The sequence below is a fragment of the Variovorax sp. OV084 genome (assembly GCF_900111625.1).
In the GTDB taxonomy this organism is placed as follows: domain Bacteria; phylum Pseudomonadota; class Gammaproteobacteria; order Burkholderiales; family Burkholderiaceae_C; genus Variovorax.
Genome location: NZ_FOII01000014.1, coordinates 44,167 through 58,901, shown reverse-complemented (window position 1 = coordinate 58,901; position 14,735 = coordinate 44,167). Strand labels below are relative to the sequence as shown.

The following is a 14,735-nucleotide window of genomic DNA, read 5'->3' as shown; positions in this document are numbered from 1 at the left end:
CGTTGCAGGACAATCCGCCTACCCATGGGAATCAGCCAATACATCAAGGAAATCGGCCGCGGCGCGCGAGGCGCCAAGCCGCTCACGCGTGAACAGGCCACCGACCTGTTCGGCCAGGTGCTGGACGGCACCGTCACCGACCTCGAAATCGGCGGCTTCTGCCTGGCCATGCGCATCAAGGGCGAAACGCCTGAGGAAATGGCCGGTTTTCTCGATGCCACCCATGCGCGGCTGAACCGCATTCCGGCGGGCGACCGGGCGCTGGTCGTGCTGCCCAGCTACAACGGCGCGCGCAAGCTGCCGGTGCTCACGCCGCTGCTGGCGCTGCTGCTGGCGCGCGAAGGCCTGCCGGTGCTGGTGCACGGCAGTGCGAGCGAAACCTCGCGCGTGCTGGCGTCGAACGTGCTCTCGGCGCTCGATGTTCCGCCCATGACCGCCATCCGCCCCATCGCCAACGGCGAAGCGGCCTTTGCGCCCACCGAACTGCTGAACCCCGCGCTCAAGCGCCTCCTCGATGTGCGCCGCGTGGTCGGCCTGCGCAACCCGGGCCACAGCGTAGTGAAGCTGATGCAGCCCACCGCCGGCCCCTGCGTGGTGGTGGCCAGCTACACACACCCCGAATACGCCCGCACCATGGGCGAGACCTTCGAACTCACGGGCATGACCGCCCTGCTCTCGCGCGGCCTCGAAGGCGAAGTGGTGTCCGACCCGCGCCGCACCGCGCAGATCGACGGCTTCGTGCGCGGCGTGCGCACCGAACTGCAGGCGCAGCAGGCCGGCACCACCGCCGAAGTGCCGGGCCTGCCGAAGGAAATCGACGTCGCCACCACCGCCGACTACATGCGCCGCGTGCTGGCCGGCGAGCTTCCCGTGCCCGAAGCCATTGCGGCGCAAGTCAGGCACATCACGCAACTGGCATCCCACGCATGAACAACGACACCCCCACCTCCCTCATCACCGGCCGCTGCACGCTGGTGGGCGCCGGCCCCGGCGACCCGGAGCTGCTGACCGTCAAGGCCGTGAAGGCAATCCAGGCCGCGACGGTGCTGCTGGTCGACGACCTCGTGAACGACGAGATCGTGCAGGCCTACGCCCGCCCCGGAGCGCGCATCGTGCACGTGGGCAAGCGCGGCGGCTGCAAGAGCACGCCGCAGGCATTCATCGAGCGGCTGATGATCACCGCGGTGCGCGAAGGCGAGACCGTGGTCCGCCTCAAGGGCGGCGACCCGTTCATCTTCGGCCGCGGCGGCGAAGAAGTGGAGCACCTGCGCGAAGCCGGCATCGAATGCACTGTGGTCAACGGCATCACCGCCGGCCTGGCGGCCGTGACCGCGCTGGGCGTGCCGCTCACGCACCGCGACCATGCGCAGGGCGTGGTGTTCGTCACCGGCCATGCCAAGACAGGGGCCGGCGCAGCCGAGGACCCGACCGACTGGCGCGCGCTGGCCGCGACGGCGTACAACGCGCGGCTCACGCTCGTTATCTACATGGGCGTGTCGGGCGCCGGGCACATCGAACGCGAACTGCTGCAAGGCCTGCCGGGCGACACGCCGGTGGCCGTCATCCAGCATGCGAGCCTGCCGCACCAGCGGCACATCGCGACCACGCTGGGCAACCTGCAGAACGGCATCGCCGAGGCCGGGCTGGCCAGCCCGGCTGTGATCGTGGTGGGCGACGTGCTGCGCGGACTGGCAGCCGCCGAGGTACCGGTGGACGCGGACAAGTTCGGTACCTGATCGGCACCTGACCAGGGCGAGGACAGCACGAGCGGCACGGGCGCCGCGCACCACAACGTGGCATGGATCGTGCTGAGCCATCGGCAATGAATGCCGTCGCCACGCCCGAACCCGCCGCAGTCGAGATCGTCGCGCTCACCAAGCGCTATGCCCCCGGCACACCGGCCGCCGTCGACCAGATAGACCTGCGCATTGCCAGCGGCAGCTACTGCTGCCTGCTCGGCCCGTCGGGCTGCGGCAAGAGCACCACGCTGCGCATGATCGCGGGCCACGAGTCCGTCACCAGCGGCGACATCCTGCTGGACAACCGCAACATCACCGACCTGCCCGCGGCAGCGCGCGGCACGGCGATGATGTTCCAGAGCTTCGCCCTGTTCCCGCACCTCTCGGCCACCGACAACGTGGCCTTCAGCCTCAAGATGAAGGGCGTCGGCAAGGCCGAGCGCCACAAGCGCGCCAACGACCTGCTCGAACGCGTCGCGATGGGCCACCTGGCCAACCGCAAGCCCGGTGAGCTTTCTGGCGGCCAGCAGCAGCGCGTGGCGCTGGCGCGAGCACTCATCACCGAGCCGCGCGTGCTGCTGCTCGACGAGCCGCTGTCGGCGCTCGACCCCTTCCTGCGCATCCAGATGCGCGCCGAGCTGCGACGCTGGCAGAAGGAACTGGGCCTGACCTTCGTGCACGTGACGCACTCGCAGGAAGAGGCGATGGCGCTGGCCGACACCATGGTGGTGATGAACCACGGGGTGATCGAGCAGGTCGGCTCGCCGCACGCGGTCTACAACCACCCGGCGAGCGAGTTCGTGGCGCGCTTCATGGGCGGCCACAACGTGTTCGACACGCCAGCCGGCCCGATCGCGGTGCGCAACGACCGCATGCGGATCGCCGCGGCTTCGGAGGGCGACGCGGCTGGCACTGCCCTTGCCGCCACCGTTACCGACGTCGAATACCAGGGCACCTACGTGCTGCTCGGCCTGGCGCTCGAAGGCGCTGCCGCCGGGCGCCAGAACGTCTCTGTGCTGCTCGGCGAAGCCGCTTTCCTCGCGCGCCCCTATGCGCACGGCGAGGCGGTGCGCCTCTCATGGGCCGAAGCCGACGCGCGCGTGCTCGGCCCCGGCGTCAAGCCACCGGGCGAGCGGGCTTCGGCGCCCGCCAACGCCGGGGCTCGCCAGCGCGACGACACGGCCGCGCTCGCAATGACCCTGTGAGCGCATCCGCAACCTGCTTCCCTTTTTCCTGCGTTCGTTTCTTTCCACTTTTTTCTCTGGAGACTCAGCCATGACCGATTCCATCGACTCGTCCAACGGCGTCAAGCGCCGCACCCTCCTGCAAGGCACGGCCGGCATCCTGGCCACGGGCATCGCGCCCTTCGTGCATGCGCAGGAAAAGATCGTGCTGCGCTACCTCGGCACCGCGGTGAACCAGGACAAGGCGATTGCCGAAAAATTCAAAGCCGACACCGGCATCGAGATCCAGTACGTGGCCGTGACCACCGACGACGTGACCAAGCGCGCCGTGACCGCCCCCAACAGCTTCGACCTGATCGATACCGAGTTCTTCTCGCTCAAGAAGATCGTGCCGACCGGCAACCTGAAGGGCATCGACACCAAGCGCGTGAAGAACGCCGACAAGATCACCTCGCTCTTCACCAAGGGCGAAGTTGCGGGCAAGAAGGTCGGCAGCCAGGGCACGGCGCCGGTCAAGGTGATCTATCTCGAGGGCGAGAAGAGCAAGGTCTTCGCGAAGTCGGCCACGCAGTTCATGTCGCTGATCCCGACCACCTACAACGCCGACACCCTGGGCATCCGGCCCGACCTGATCAAGCGTCCGATCTCTTCGTGGGCCGAGCTGCTGAACCCCGAGTTCAAGGGCAAGACCGCGATCCTGAACATTCCGTCGATCGGCATCATGGACGCCGCGATGGTGGTGGAGGCCAAGGGCATCCACAAGTACGCCGACAAGGGCAACATGACCAAGGCCGAGATCGACCTGACGATCAAGACCCTGATCGAAGCCAAGAAGGCCGGCCAGTTCCGCGCGCTGTGGAAAGACTTCAACGAGTCGGTGAACCTCATGGCCTCGGGCGAGGTCGTGATCCAGTCGATGTGGTCGCCCGCCGTCACGGCCGTGCGCAGCAAGGGCATCGACTGCACCTTCCAGCCGCTCAAGGAAGGCTATCGCGCCTGGGCCTCGGGCTTCGGCCTGCCGGCCACGCTCTCGGGCAAGAAGCTCGATGGCGCCTATGAGTTCATCAACTGGTTCCTCGACGGCTGGGCCGGTGCGTACCTCAACCGCCAGGGCTACTACAGCGCCGTGCTCGACACCGCCAAGACCAAGATGGAAGCCTACGAGTGGGCCTACTGGATGGAAGGCAAGCCCGCCGCGCAGGACATCAAGAGCCCGCAGGGCGACGTGATCGCCAAGGCAGGCTCGGTGCGCGACGGCGGCAGCTACGAACAGCGCATGGGCGGCATCGCCTGCTGGAACGCCGTGATGGACGAGAACGAGTACATGGTCCGCAAGTGGAACGAGTTCGTCGCGGCCTGACCTTCGACCTGAGCTTGTGAGCGCCCCCTCGACCAGCGCGTCCGTCGCCACCACGCCCATCCATGCTGTGAAAGCATGGTGGCAGGCGGCGCCGTTCGCGCTGGTGTTCCTGCTGTTCTTCCTGGTTCCGCTGGCGCTGGTCGCGATGGTCAGCCTGTGGAACTTCAACGAATACGAGCTGATCCCTGCGGTCACGCTGCGCAACTACCTGAGCCTGTTCGAGGGTTGCTCGCGCCTCACCGACAACGGCGACCTGTGCGTCACGCTCAACACCTACCTGAGCACGTTCAAGTTCTGCGTGCTGGTGTGGGGCATCACACTGCTGATCGGCTTTTCGGTTGCGTACTTCCTGGCGTTCCACGTGCGCTCGTCGACCATGCAGACGGTGCTGTTCGTGCTGTGCACGGTGCCCTTCTGGACTTCGAACGTGATCCGCATGATCTCGTGGGTGCCGCTCTTGGGGCGCAACGGGCTGGTCAACCAGGCGCTCATGGGCCTGGGCCTCGTGAACCAGCCTGTGGAGTGGCTGCTGTTCTCCGATTTCTCGGTGGTGCTGGCCTTCGTGCACCTCTACACGATGTTCATGATCGTGCCGATCTTCAACAGCATGATGCGCATCGACCGCTCGTTGCTCGAAGCAGCCAGCGATGCGGGCGCCTCGGGCTGGCAGACGCTGTGGAACGTGGTGGTGCCGCTGTCGCGCACCGGCATCCTGATCGGGTCGATCTTCGTCATCACCATCGTGATGGGCGACTTCGTCACCATCGGCGTGATGGGCGGCCAGCAGATCGCCTCCATCGGCAAGATCATCCAGGTGCAGACCTCGTACCTGCAGTTTCCGCTGGCTGCGGCCAACGCGATGATCCTGCTGGCTGTCGTGCTGATGATCATCTGGGGGCTGACACGGCTGGTCGACATTCGAAAGGAGCTCTAGGGTGAACCTGGATTCTTCCGTTCTGTTTGGGGTGCGTCGTTCGGGGCGCGCTCACGCCCTGAAGGAAAAATACAAATGAGCCAACGCATAGGCGAACAACGCAGCCCCGGCTTCTGGCCTCTCGCCACGGTCTTCGCCCTGTTCGTGCTGTTCCTCTACGGCCCGATGATCACGATCTTCGTGCTCAGCTTCCAGGGCCCCGAGGGCGGTCTCACCTTCCCGTTGCGCGGCGTCTCGCTGCACTGGTTCTACAAGCTGGCTGAAGGGCTGGGCACAGTGGACATCGGCGCGGCCTTCAGGCGCTCGCTGGCGCTGGGCGCGGTGGTGATGGCCTTCACTGTCGTGCTGTCGGTGCTGGCAGGCCTGGCGTTCCGCAAGAAGCTCGCGGGCAGCAACGCCCTGTTCTTCGTCACGGTGGCCAGCCTCATCATGCCGTCGATCATCATCTCGCTCGGCATCGGCCTGCAGTTCCGGCTGATCGACACGGGCATCAAGAGCGTGCTGACGGCGATGGACGCGACCACGCTGCTCGAAGGCTACGGCACCGCGCTGGGCCTGTTCAGTTCCGCCCTCGGCGCGCACCTGACCTGGACGCTGCCCTTCGGCCTGCTCATCATGTTCGCGGTGTTCAACCGCTTCAACCCCGCCTATGAGGAAGCCGCGCGCGACCTCGGTGCCACGCCGTGGCAGACCTTCCGCTTCGTGGTGCTGCCGCTGATCGGCCCGTCGATCGTGGGCATCGGCATGTTCGGCTTCACGCTGTCGTGGGACGAGATCGCCCGCACCTCGCAGGCCATCGGCGACGTCAACACGCTGCCGCTCGAGCTGCAGGGCCTGACCTCGACCGTCACCACGCCGTCGATCTATGCGCTGGGCACGGTGACCACCGTCGTGTCGCTGCTCGTGATGGCCGTGGCGCTGGGCTCGGCCGCGCTGCTGCGCCGCAGGGCTGTGCGGCCCAGGTGAGATTTTTCCTACAGCCGCCTCTAAAATCGCGCTCCAACACAAAGTACAAGCGAGAGAGGCGGGCATGCTGGACATCGACAAACTCAACGAATTCACCCATAACCACGGCGAACTGCGCCGTGGCCAAGGGCTGGTCACAGGCACCATCGCACTGAGCCTGGCCATCCTGTGCTTCCTCGGCGTACTGGCCTTCCACTTTCCGCAGTACCTCACCACGCCCGAGCTGCGCAAGAGCTACAACGTCGACGTGATGCGCTACATCCTGCTGGCGGCGCTGGTCATTTCGGGTGGGCTGTCGCTGGTCAACATCATCTTCAACCGCTCGCGCTGGCTCTCGTCGGCGGCGTTCCTGCTGGTGGTGGCGTCGGCGCTGCTCGGCGGGCACAAGGTGCCGGTGCACGACTTCGCGGACAACACGCCGTACATCGGGCTCGACTGGTTCATCCTCGACCTGCTGGGCTCGTCGCTGATCTTCATCTTCATCGAGAAACTCTTTGCGCTGCGCAAAGACCAGCCCGTGTTCCGCGAAGAGTGGCAGACCGACTTCCATCACTTCGTGGTGAACCACATGATCGTGGGCTTCGTGCTGCTGGCCACCAACCTGATGGTGCACAAGCTCTTCGGCTGGGCCGCCAATGACGGCATTCGCGGTTGGGTGGGCAACCTGCCGTTCTGGGCCGGGCTGCTGCTGATCGTTCTGGTGGCCGACCTCGTGCAGTACTGGACGCATCGCGCCTACCACGAGGTGCCGGTGCTGTGGCGCCTGCACGCGGTGCACCACAGCGTGAAGAGCATGGACTGGATGGCGGGCTCGCGCCAGCACATCCTCGAACTGCTGATCACGCGCACGCTGGTGCTGGCGCCCATCTATGTGCTGGGCTTCAGCAAGGACGTGATCGACGCCTACATCGTGGTGGTCGGCTTCCAGGCGGTGTTCAACCACTGCAACGTGAGCGTGCGGCTCGGTCCGCTGCGCTACCTGATCGTGACGCCCAACTTCCACCACTGGCACCACAGCCAGGACCAGGAAGCACTCGACAAGAACTACGCGGCGCACTACGCCTTTCTCGACTACATCTTCGGCACCGCGGTGAAGAGCACCAAGCTCTGGCCCGAAAAATACGGCGTGCTGGGCGACTACGTGCCCAACGGCTTCTTCAAGCAGCTGAAGTTTCCGTTCATCTGGAAGGGCTGATGCGCGCCGCGTTCAAGACCGCCGCGGTCGTCGTTGCCGCGGGCGCTGCCCTGCTGCTCACGGCCTGCGCCACCCGCATCGACCTGCCGACCAAGGATGCCGGCTTGCGTCTGCGGGTGCAGAGCTCGGTCATCGCGCCAGGCAACGGCGGCGAACTCATCGCGGCCGACGCGCTGGAGCCCGGCGACATCCTGCTGACCTCCATCGCCACGGTGAATTCCTTCGGCATCCGGCTGGGCACCTTCTCGCCGGTGAGCCACGCGGTGCTGTACCTCGGCGACGGCCAGATCGCCGAAGCCGTGGGCACCGGCGTGCGCGCGCGGCCGCTGGCCGATCTGGTCGATGAAGAGCAGATGGTGGTGGCCTTTCGCGTGCCGGGCGTCGACGAAGCCGGTGCCGGGCGCATGCGCGAATGGGCGCTGTCGCAGGTCGGCGCGCGCTACAACACCGTGGGCGTGCTGCTGAACGCGCCTTTCGTGCTGAACCGGCGCCTGTGCGAACTACCGCTGGTGCCAAGCGCGGTCAGCAACTACTGCGTGAGCGGCATGGCGATGGTGCAGCTGGGTGCAAGCCGCGACGACCAGTTCTTCTGCTCGCAGTTCGTGCTCGAGGCCTACAAACAGGCTGGCCTGCCGATCACCAGCGCCGACCCGCGCTGGGTGAGCCCGTCCGACCTGCTGCACATGCGCGAGGGCGACGTGCCCTCCATTGCCACCACGCAGCCGCTGCGCTACGTGGGCCACCTGAAATACAACCCGCCGCCGCTGCTCGCGGCAGACGGCCCTTGAGCGCGGCCGCTTCATCGCGCTTCGACGTCGTCGTGATCGGCGCCGGGGCTGCCGGGCTGTTCTGCGCCGGCGTGGCGGGTCAGCGCGGGCTCAGGGTGCTGGTGGTGGACCACAGCGAAAAGGTGGGCGAGAAGATCCGCATCTCGGGCGGCGGGCGAGCCAATTTCACGAACCGCGATCTCGACGTGCGCGCACCGCAGCGCCACTTCATCGGCGACAACCCGAATTTCTGCCGCTCGGCGCTGTCGCGCTATGCGCCGCAGCAGTTCATCGAGCTGGTGCAAAAACACGGCATTGCCTTCCACGAGAAGCACAAGGGGCAGCTGTTCTGCGACGGCTCGTCGCAGCAGATCGTCGACATGCTGCTGGCGGAATGCGCGGCGGGTGGGGTCGAGCGGTGGCAGCCGTGCAAGGTCGGGAAGATTGCGTTTTCTGGCGCTGATGCTGATGAGTCGGGCGCTGGCAGCTATCAAATCGAGAGCGATCACGGGCTGATCGAAACGCCGAAGATCGTGGTGGCCACGGGCGGCCTGTCGATCCCCCAGATCGGCGCCAGCGACTTCGGCTACCGCCTTGCCGAGCAGTTCGGCCTGCGCCTCGTCACCCCCCGTCCGGCGCTGGTGCCGCTGACCTTCGGCGGCGAAGGCTGGGCGCCGTATGCCGAACTGGCCGGCCTGGCGCTGCCGGTGCGCATCGAGACCGGAGCGAAGAAGGAAAAGATGGCCTTCCTCGAAGACCTGCTCTTCACCCACCGCGGCCTGTCTGGCCCGGCGGTGCTGCAGATTTCGAGCTACTGGAAGCCCGGCACCCCGCTCACGCTGGATTTCGCGCCCGGCATGAACGTGGCGGAGGCGCTGGGCGAAGCCAAGCTGCGCTCGAAAAAGCGCATCGCCAACGAACTGGCCACGCTGGTGCCCTCCCGGCTGGCTGACGCCTGGGTCGGGCAGGATCCGGCGCTGCAACGTCCTGTCAACGAAGCTGCCGACAAGTCGCTGGCGGCCCTGTCGGAGCGCATCGCCCGCTGGCAGATCACCCCCAGCGGCACCGAAGGTTACAAAAAAGCCGAAGTCACGGCCGGCGGAGTCGACACCCGCGACCTGTCGTCCCAGACCATGGAATCGAAGCAGCCGGGCCTGTATTTCATCGGCGAAGTGGTCGATGTGACCGGCTGGTTGGGCGGATACAACTTCCAATGGGCCTGGGCGAGCGCCCACGCGTGCGCAACCGCGCTATAATCGCGGGCTAACTCTTGGCCTCCCCTCAACGGCCGCAAAAAGTTTTCAGTTGAGGAACCCCGGCTTGGGGCCTCGATCTCTCCAGGCCAAATTCATTTCAACGATTCATCAATGACCACCATCCGCGTTAAAGAAAACGAGCCCTTCGACGTCGCACTGCGCCGTTTCAAGCGCACCATCGAAAAGCTCGGCCTGCTGACCGACCTGCGCGCCCGCGAGTTCTACGAAAAGCCGACCGCCGAGCGCAAGCGCAAGAAGGCCGCCGCGGTCAAGCGCCACTACAAGCGCGTGCGCAGCATGCAGCTGCCCAAGAAGCTGTACTAAGCAACACCCAGGGCGGCCGGCTCCAGACGAAAGTCAGCACCGCCGCCCCGTTGCCTCAGCCGCGCCAGGGAAACCTGCCGCGGCTTTTGTTTTTTCCGAAAGGTTGCCGAATGACTCTCAAAGAACAAATCACCGAAGACATGAAGACGGCGATGCGCGCCAAGGACTCCGAGCGCCTGGCCACCATCCGCCTGCTGCTCGCCGCCCTGAAGCAAAAGGAAGTCGACGAGCGCGTGGAACTCGACGACACCATGGTCGTCGCCATCGTCGACAAGATGGTCAAGCAGCGCAAGGACTCGATCGCGGCCTTCACCACCGGTGGCCGCCCCGATCTGGCCGACAAGGAAGCCGCCGAGATCAAGGTGCTGGAGGCCTACCTGCCCCAGCGCATGAGCGCCGATGAAACGGTGGCCGCGGTGAAGGCCATCGTGGCCGAGCTGGGCGCCAGCGGCCCCGGCGACATGGGCAAGGTGATGGGCGTAGTCAAGACCCGCCTCGCCGGCAAGGCCGACATGGGCCAGGTCAGCGCAGCGGTCAAGGCCGCTCTGACGGGCGCCTGATGATGAACAGCACCGGCAGCAGCCCCTCCGCCACGATCCCCAAGGCCTGCGCCTGCATGGTTGACGCGCGGGGCCGGCTGCTGGTGTTCCGCCATCCCGAGGATGGCAACATGCAGTTGCCCAAGGGCACCATCGAGCCCGGTGAATCGCCTGAAGTGGCGGTGCGCCGCGAGCTGCTCGAGGAATCGGGCCTCGATTACACCGGCCCGTTGCAATCGCTGGGCACGCTGCACCGCGAATGCGAAGCCGGCGTCGAAGGCAACACGCACCGCCACCCGCAGCTGTGGCACCTTTTCCTGATGCGCGCCCAAGGCGCCCTGCCTGAAACCTTCACGCACATGGCCACGGGCAGCCCTGAAGAAGAAGGCCTGGTGTTCGCGTTCCGCTGGCTCGAAGCGGGCGATGCACTCGACGACTTCGCATTGCCCTACCGCCAGACCATCGAGCGCGTTCGCGCTGCCCTGCTGCTGGCAGCCTGACTTCGGCTCACAGCCCGGCGCGCGCGGCCATGTACAGACCCAGCAGCGCCAGCCCGATCAGGAAGCAGCGCTTGAACACCGCCACCGAGAGCCGCTGCCGCAGCCAGGTCCCGAGCACCATGCCGCCGATGGCCGGCACCAGCATGGCGATCGACCCGCCCATCGCCGACATCGGGTAGCCCCCGTTCCCAACCAGCCCGATGGCCAGCACCACCGTCGAGGTGGTGAACGAGATCCCCATCGCCTGGATCAGCGAATCGCGCTGGAACCCCAGCGCCTGCAGGTACGGCACCGCCGGCACCGCAAACACTCCGGTCACCGCCGTCACCAGCCCCGTGACGATGCCCACCAGCGGCCCCACCCAGCGCGCCTGCGCGTCGGTCACGTGAAGCTGCTGCCCGGTCAGCCCCCAGACCGCGTAGACGACCAACGCCACCCCGAGCGCGAACGAAGCCCAGGCCCCCGCCGGCACGCCCAGCCACAGCGCCCCGCCCAGCGTGCCGATCACCACCCCCACCTGCATGCCGCCGATGCGCCGCAGCACCGGCATGAAGGTCGCGCGCGGCCCGGTCTGCCAGATGTTGGTGACGAGCGACGGCACGATCAGCAGCGCCGCGGCCTGTACCGGCGACATCCACAGCGCGAGCAGCGCCATCGACACCGTCGGCAGCCCGAGGCCGACCACGCCCTTGATCACCCCGGCCAGCAGGTACACCGCCGCGGCGGCGGCCCAGAAACTCGTTGCGTCGATCGAATGCGTCATCGGGACACGACTCTGCCGACGAAGCCGGCCTCTGGAAATCGGGCATTCGCAGAGGTAGCCTCAGGCTGCGGCTGAGGCTCCTGGTGCACACTCCGCCGAACCATGCGATTCGATCTCACCGACCTGCGGCTCTTCCTCAACGTCGTCGAAGCCGGCAGCCTCACCGGCGGCGCCGGGCGCTCGCACATGACGCTGGCCTCCGCCAGCCAGCGCGTGCGCGGCATGGAAGACGCGCTCGGCAGCCCGCTGCTCACCCGCCACGCGCAAGGCGTGCGCCCCACCGAGGCCGGCCGCACGCTGCTGCACCACGCGCGCGTCGTGCTGCAGCAGATGGAGCGGCTGCGCGGCGAACTCGGCGAATACGGCCAGGGTCTCAAGGGCCATGTGCGCTTCATGTGCGGCACTTCGGCGCTGACCGAGCACCTGCCCGAGGTGCTGAGCCGCTTTCTCGCCGAGCATCCGCGCATCTCGGTCGACCTCGAGGAGCGTCCCAGCCCCGACACGGTGGACGCGCTGCGCGCCGGCCTGTGCGACATCGGCATCGTCTCGGACGCCATCGACAGCGAAGGCCTCGAATGCCACCCCTTCCGCCGCGACGACCTCGTGCTCGTGATGCCCCGCGGCCACGCGCTCGCCGGACGCCGGCGCCTGCGGCTGGCCGACGTGGTCGACAGCGAATTCGTGGGCCTGCCCGCGGACAGCGCACTGCAGCTGTTGATCACCCAGCATGTGCGTGCGCTCGGCAAGCACCTGGCCTACCGGGTGCGCGTGCGCAACTTCGAGGCCGTGTGCCGCATGGTGGAGTACGGCATCGGCGTCGGCATCGTGCCGCAGACCGCGGCCGAACGTTGCGCCCGCTCGATGAAGATCGCGCGCGCCTCGCTCGCCGACAAATGGGCCGAGCGCACGCTGATGGCTTGCGTGCGCTCGTCGGAAGACCTGCCGCTCAACGCCCGGCGCATGCTCGAGCACCTGATCGCGCCTCCGGAAGAAGCTACGAGGAAGTGACGGGCTCCCCAAACTCGATCTGGATCTTCACGTCGGTCGCGCGCCCCGCAGCGGCCTCCTCGAAGGCCTCGATGCCATCTTCGAACGCGAAGGTGCGCGAGATGAAGGGCTTCACGTCGACCTGCCCCGACGCGATCAGCGCCAGCGCGCGCGGGAAGATGTTGGCGTAGCGGAACACCGACTCGATGCGCACTTCCTTCGCCTGAATGGCCACGATGTCGAAGGCAACCTTGCCAGCGGGTATGCCCACCATCACGAGGCAGCCGCCGGGACACAGCAGCTCGAAGATGTCGTCGAAGGCGCGCGCGCTGCCGCTGGCTTCGAACACCACGTTGGCGCCCCAGCCGTCGGTCAGCGACTTCACGGTGTCGGCGAGCTTGGTGTTGCGCACATCGACCGTGGTGACGGCCGGGTTGTCCGCAAACAGCGCCAGCTTCTCGGGCACGAGGTCCGCGAGGATCACGCGCGCCGCGCCGCCCGCAAGTGCAGCCAGCGCCGTCATCGCGCCGATGGTGCCCGCGCCGATGACCACCGCCACGTCGCCCGGCTTCAGCGCCGCCTTCTTCGCGGCCTGCAGACCGATGGCCAGCGGCTCGACGATGGCGCCCTCGCCGAAGCTCACGTTGTCGGGCAGGCGGAAGGTGAAGGCCGCCGGGTGCACCACGAAGGGCGTAAGACAGCCGTGGATCGGCGGCGTCGCCCAGAAACGCACGGCAGGGTCGAGGTTGTAGATGCCTTCGAGCGTGGCGCGCGAGTCCATTTGCGGAATGCCGGGCTCCATGCATACGCGGTCGCCCGGCTTCAGGTGCGTGACTTCCGCCCCCACCTCGGCCACCACGCCCGAGGCCTCGTGGCCCAGGATCATTGGATCTTCCACCACATAGGGGCCGATGCCGCCGTGCTGGTAGTAGTGGACGTCGCTGCCGCACACGCCCACGGTGTGCATGCGGATCTTCACGTCACGCGGCCCCACGTCCAGGGGAAGGTCTACGTCGCGCAGCCTGAGCTCATGCGCTTTTTCCAGAACCAGTGCTTTCATTTCTTTTCGTCCTTGAAGGGGTGTTTGGATGTGTCAGTGCGTCAATGCAAAGGGGTGTCGGTGCGCAGCAGCGAGGCACCGGTGTCGATGTCGAACAGGTGCACCTGCAACGGGTCGGCCACGAAGCGCACCGCATCGCGCAGCCGCGGGCACTGCGCCGAGGGCATCAGCGCAGCGATTTCGCTCTCGCCCTGCCCGAAGCTCACCAGCACTTCGTTGCCGAGGTACTCGATGAGCTGCACCTCGCCGGCAAAGCCGCCTGCGCGACCGCCCTGCGTGTCGACCTGCAGGTGCGCGGGCCGCACGCCCAGCGTCACACGCTCGCGGCCTTCGAGTGCGAAGCGGCGCGCGTCCACGCGCACCGTGCCTTCGCGGCCCGCCAGTTCGAAGCTGCCGTCAGCATCGCGCACCATCATCTCGACCAGGTTCATCGGTGGCGTGCCGATGAAGCCGGCCACGAAGGCCGAGCGCGGCCGCTCGAAGATCTCGCGCGGCGAGCCGACCTGCTCGATGCGCCCGTCGCGCAGCAGCACGATGCGGTCGGCCAGCGTCATGGCCTCGTGCTGGTCGTGCGTGACGTACACGGTGGTGGTCTTCAGCGCCTGGTGCAGCCGGGCTATCTCGATGCGCATGTGGTTGCGCAGCTTGGCGTCGAGGTTGGACAGCGGTTCGTCGAACAGGAACACCTTGGGCGTCTTGATCATGGCGCGCGCAATCGCCACGCGCTGCTGCTGGCCGCCCGACAGCTCGGTGGGCCTGCGCTGCAGGTACCGCTCCAGGCCCAGTGTGTCCGATACCTCCTTGATGCGCGCATCGATCTCGGCCTTGGGCACCTTCAGGCGCTTGAGGCCGAACGCGATGTTGTCGCGCACGCTCATGTGCGGATAGAGCGCGTAGTTCTGGAACACCATGGCAATGCCGCGCTCCTGCGGCGGCAAGTCGTTCACGCGCTGGCCGCCGATCAGCAGGTCGCCGTCGGAAATATCTTCCAGCCCCGCGAGCATGCGCAGGATGGTCGATTTGCCGCAGCCCGAGGGGCCCAGGAACACGACAAACTCGTTGTCCGACACGTCGAGGTCGAACTGGTGCACGACCTGTGTTTCGCCGTAGCGCTTGATGATGTTGTGACAGCTGATTGCGGACATGTTGTTCTTCGAGGGA

16 protein-coding genes are annotated in these 14,735 nt (G+C 66.8%); 13 read left to right on the top strand and 3 right to left on the bottom strand.

Annotated elements, in window-relative coordinates; all coding sequences use genetic code 11:
• The first annotated feature begins 24 nt into the window (after positions 1-24).
• The 12 genes from ybiB to BMW87_RS26245 all read left to right on the top strand — a co-directional run bounded on the left by ybiB (position 25) and on the right by BMW87_RS26245 (position 10,764).
• Positions 25-930: a DNA-binding protein YbiB gene (gene ybiB, locus BMW87_RS26300; RefSeq protein WP_093079881.1), complete on the top strand. Its 906-nt coding sequence runs from the start codon at positions 25-27 to the stop codon at positions 928-930.
• On the top strand, positions 927-1,736 hold the full coding sequence (gene cobA / locus BMW87_RS26295; RefSeq protein ID WP_093079878.1) for a uroporphyrinogen-III C-methyltransferase: 810 nt from the start codon (positions 927-929) through the stop codon (positions 1,734-1,736). The genes ybiB and cobA overlap by 4 nt, the downstream gene beginning before the upstream one ends.
• 86 nt (positions 1,737-1,822) lie before the next feature.
• A complete protein-coding gene (locus BMW87_RS26290; protein ID WP_093057872.1) occupies positions 1,823-2,944 on the top strand; it encodes an ABC transporter ATP-binding protein in 1,122 nt (373 codons plus the stop codon).
• 70 nt (positions 2,945-3,014) lie between these two features.
• Entirely contained in the window at positions 3,015-4,283 is a 1,269-nt protein-coding gene (locus BMW87_RS26285) for an ABC transporter substrate-binding protein (protein WP_093057873.1), read from the top strand.
• Positions 4,284-4,299: 16 nt separating this feature from the next.
• On the top strand, positions 4,300-5,217 hold the full coding sequence (locus BMW87_RS26280) for an ABC transporter permease (protein WP_093057874.1): 918 nt from the start codon (positions 4,300-4,302) through the stop codon (positions 5,215-5,217).
• A 75-nt stretch (positions 5,218-5,292) separates the two neighbouring features.
• Positions 5,293-6,183 carry an ABC transporter permease gene (locus tag BMW87_RS26275; protein WP_093057875.1) on the top strand — a complete coding sequence of 297 codons (891 nt, stop codon included), beginning with the start codon at positions 5,293-5,295 and terminating at the stop codon, positions 6,181-6,183.
• 64 nt (positions 6,184-6,247) lie between these two features.
• Positions 6,248-7,378, top strand: a complete 1,131-nt coding sequence (locus tag BMW87_RS26270) for a sterol desaturase family protein (RefSeq protein ID WP_093057876.1) — start codon at positions 6,248-6,250, stop codon at positions 7,376-7,378.
• Positions 7,378-8,166 (top strand): YaeF family permuted papain-like enzyme, encoded by a 789-nt coding sequence (locus BMW87_RS26265; protein ID WP_093079876.1) that lies wholly within the window; start codon positions 7,378-7,380, stop codon positions 8,164-8,166. Before BMW87_RS26270 ends, BMW87_RS26265 begins: the two co-directional genes overlap by 1 nt.
• Positions 8,163-9,401, top strand: a complete 1,239-nt coding sequence (locus BMW87_RS26260; RefSeq protein ID WP_093079873.1) for a BaiN/RdsA family NAD(P)/FAD-dependent oxidoreductase — start codon at positions 8,163-8,165, stop codon at positions 9,399-9,401. Before BMW87_RS26265 ends, BMW87_RS26260 begins: the two co-directional genes overlap by 4 nt.
• 111 nt (positions 9,402-9,512) lie before the next feature.
• A complete protein-coding gene (rpsU, locus tag BMW87_RS26255) occupies positions 9,513-9,725 on the top strand; it encodes a 30S ribosomal protein S21 (RefSeq protein ID WP_007833691.1) in 213 nt (70 codons plus the stop codon).
• Positions 9,726-9,835: 110 nt separating this feature from the next.
• On the top strand, positions 9,836-10,285 hold the full coding sequence (locus BMW87_RS26250) for a GatB/YqeY domain-containing protein (protein WP_093057879.1): 450 nt from the start codon (positions 9,836-9,838) through the stop codon (positions 10,283-10,285).
• On the top strand, positions 10,285-10,764 hold the full coding sequence (locus BMW87_RS26245) for an NUDIX domain-containing protein (RefSeq protein ID WP_256216920.1): 480 nt from the start codon (positions 10,285-10,287) through the stop codon (positions 10,762-10,764). The genes BMW87_RS26250 and BMW87_RS26245 overlap by 1 nt, the downstream gene beginning before the upstream one ends.
• 7 nt (positions 10,765-10,771) lie before the next feature.
• Here BMW87_RS26245 and BMW87_RS26240 read toward each other — a convergent pair whose 3' ends face one another.
• On the bottom strand, positions 10,772-11,527 hold the full coding sequence (locus BMW87_RS26240) for a sulfite exporter TauE/SafE family protein (RefSeq protein WP_093079870.1): 756 nt from the start codon (positions 11,525-11,527) through the stop codon (positions 10,772-10,774).
• 102 nt (positions 11,528-11,629) lie between these two features.
• Here BMW87_RS26240 and BMW87_RS26235 point away from each other — a divergent pair, with 102 nt between their 5' ends.
• The gene (locus BMW87_RS26235; RefSeq protein WP_093079868.1) at positions 11,630-12,535 is read left to right on the top strand and encodes a LysR family transcriptional regulator; all 906 of its coding nucleotides are present in this window, start codon (positions 11,630-11,632) and stop codon (positions 12,533-12,535) included.
• Here BMW87_RS26235 and BMW87_RS26230 read toward each other — a convergent pair.
• Together BMW87_RS26230 and BMW87_RS26225 are read right to left on the bottom strand one after the other, a co-directional pair.
• Positions 12,522-13,574: an NAD(P)-dependent alcohol dehydrogenase gene (locus BMW87_RS26230; RefSeq protein ID WP_093079865.1), complete on the bottom strand. Its 1,053-nt coding sequence runs from the start codon at positions 13,572-13,574 to the stop codon at positions 12,522-12,524. The genes BMW87_RS26235 and BMW87_RS26230 overlap by 14 nt on opposite strands.
• 41 nt (positions 13,575-13,615) lie before the next feature.
• Positions 13,616-14,719: an ABC transporter ATP-binding protein gene (locus tag BMW87_RS26225; protein WP_093080009.1), complete on the bottom strand. Its 1,104-nt coding sequence runs from the start codon at positions 14,717-14,719 to the stop codon at positions 13,616-13,618.
• Positions 14,720-14,735: the final 16 nt, after the last annotated feature.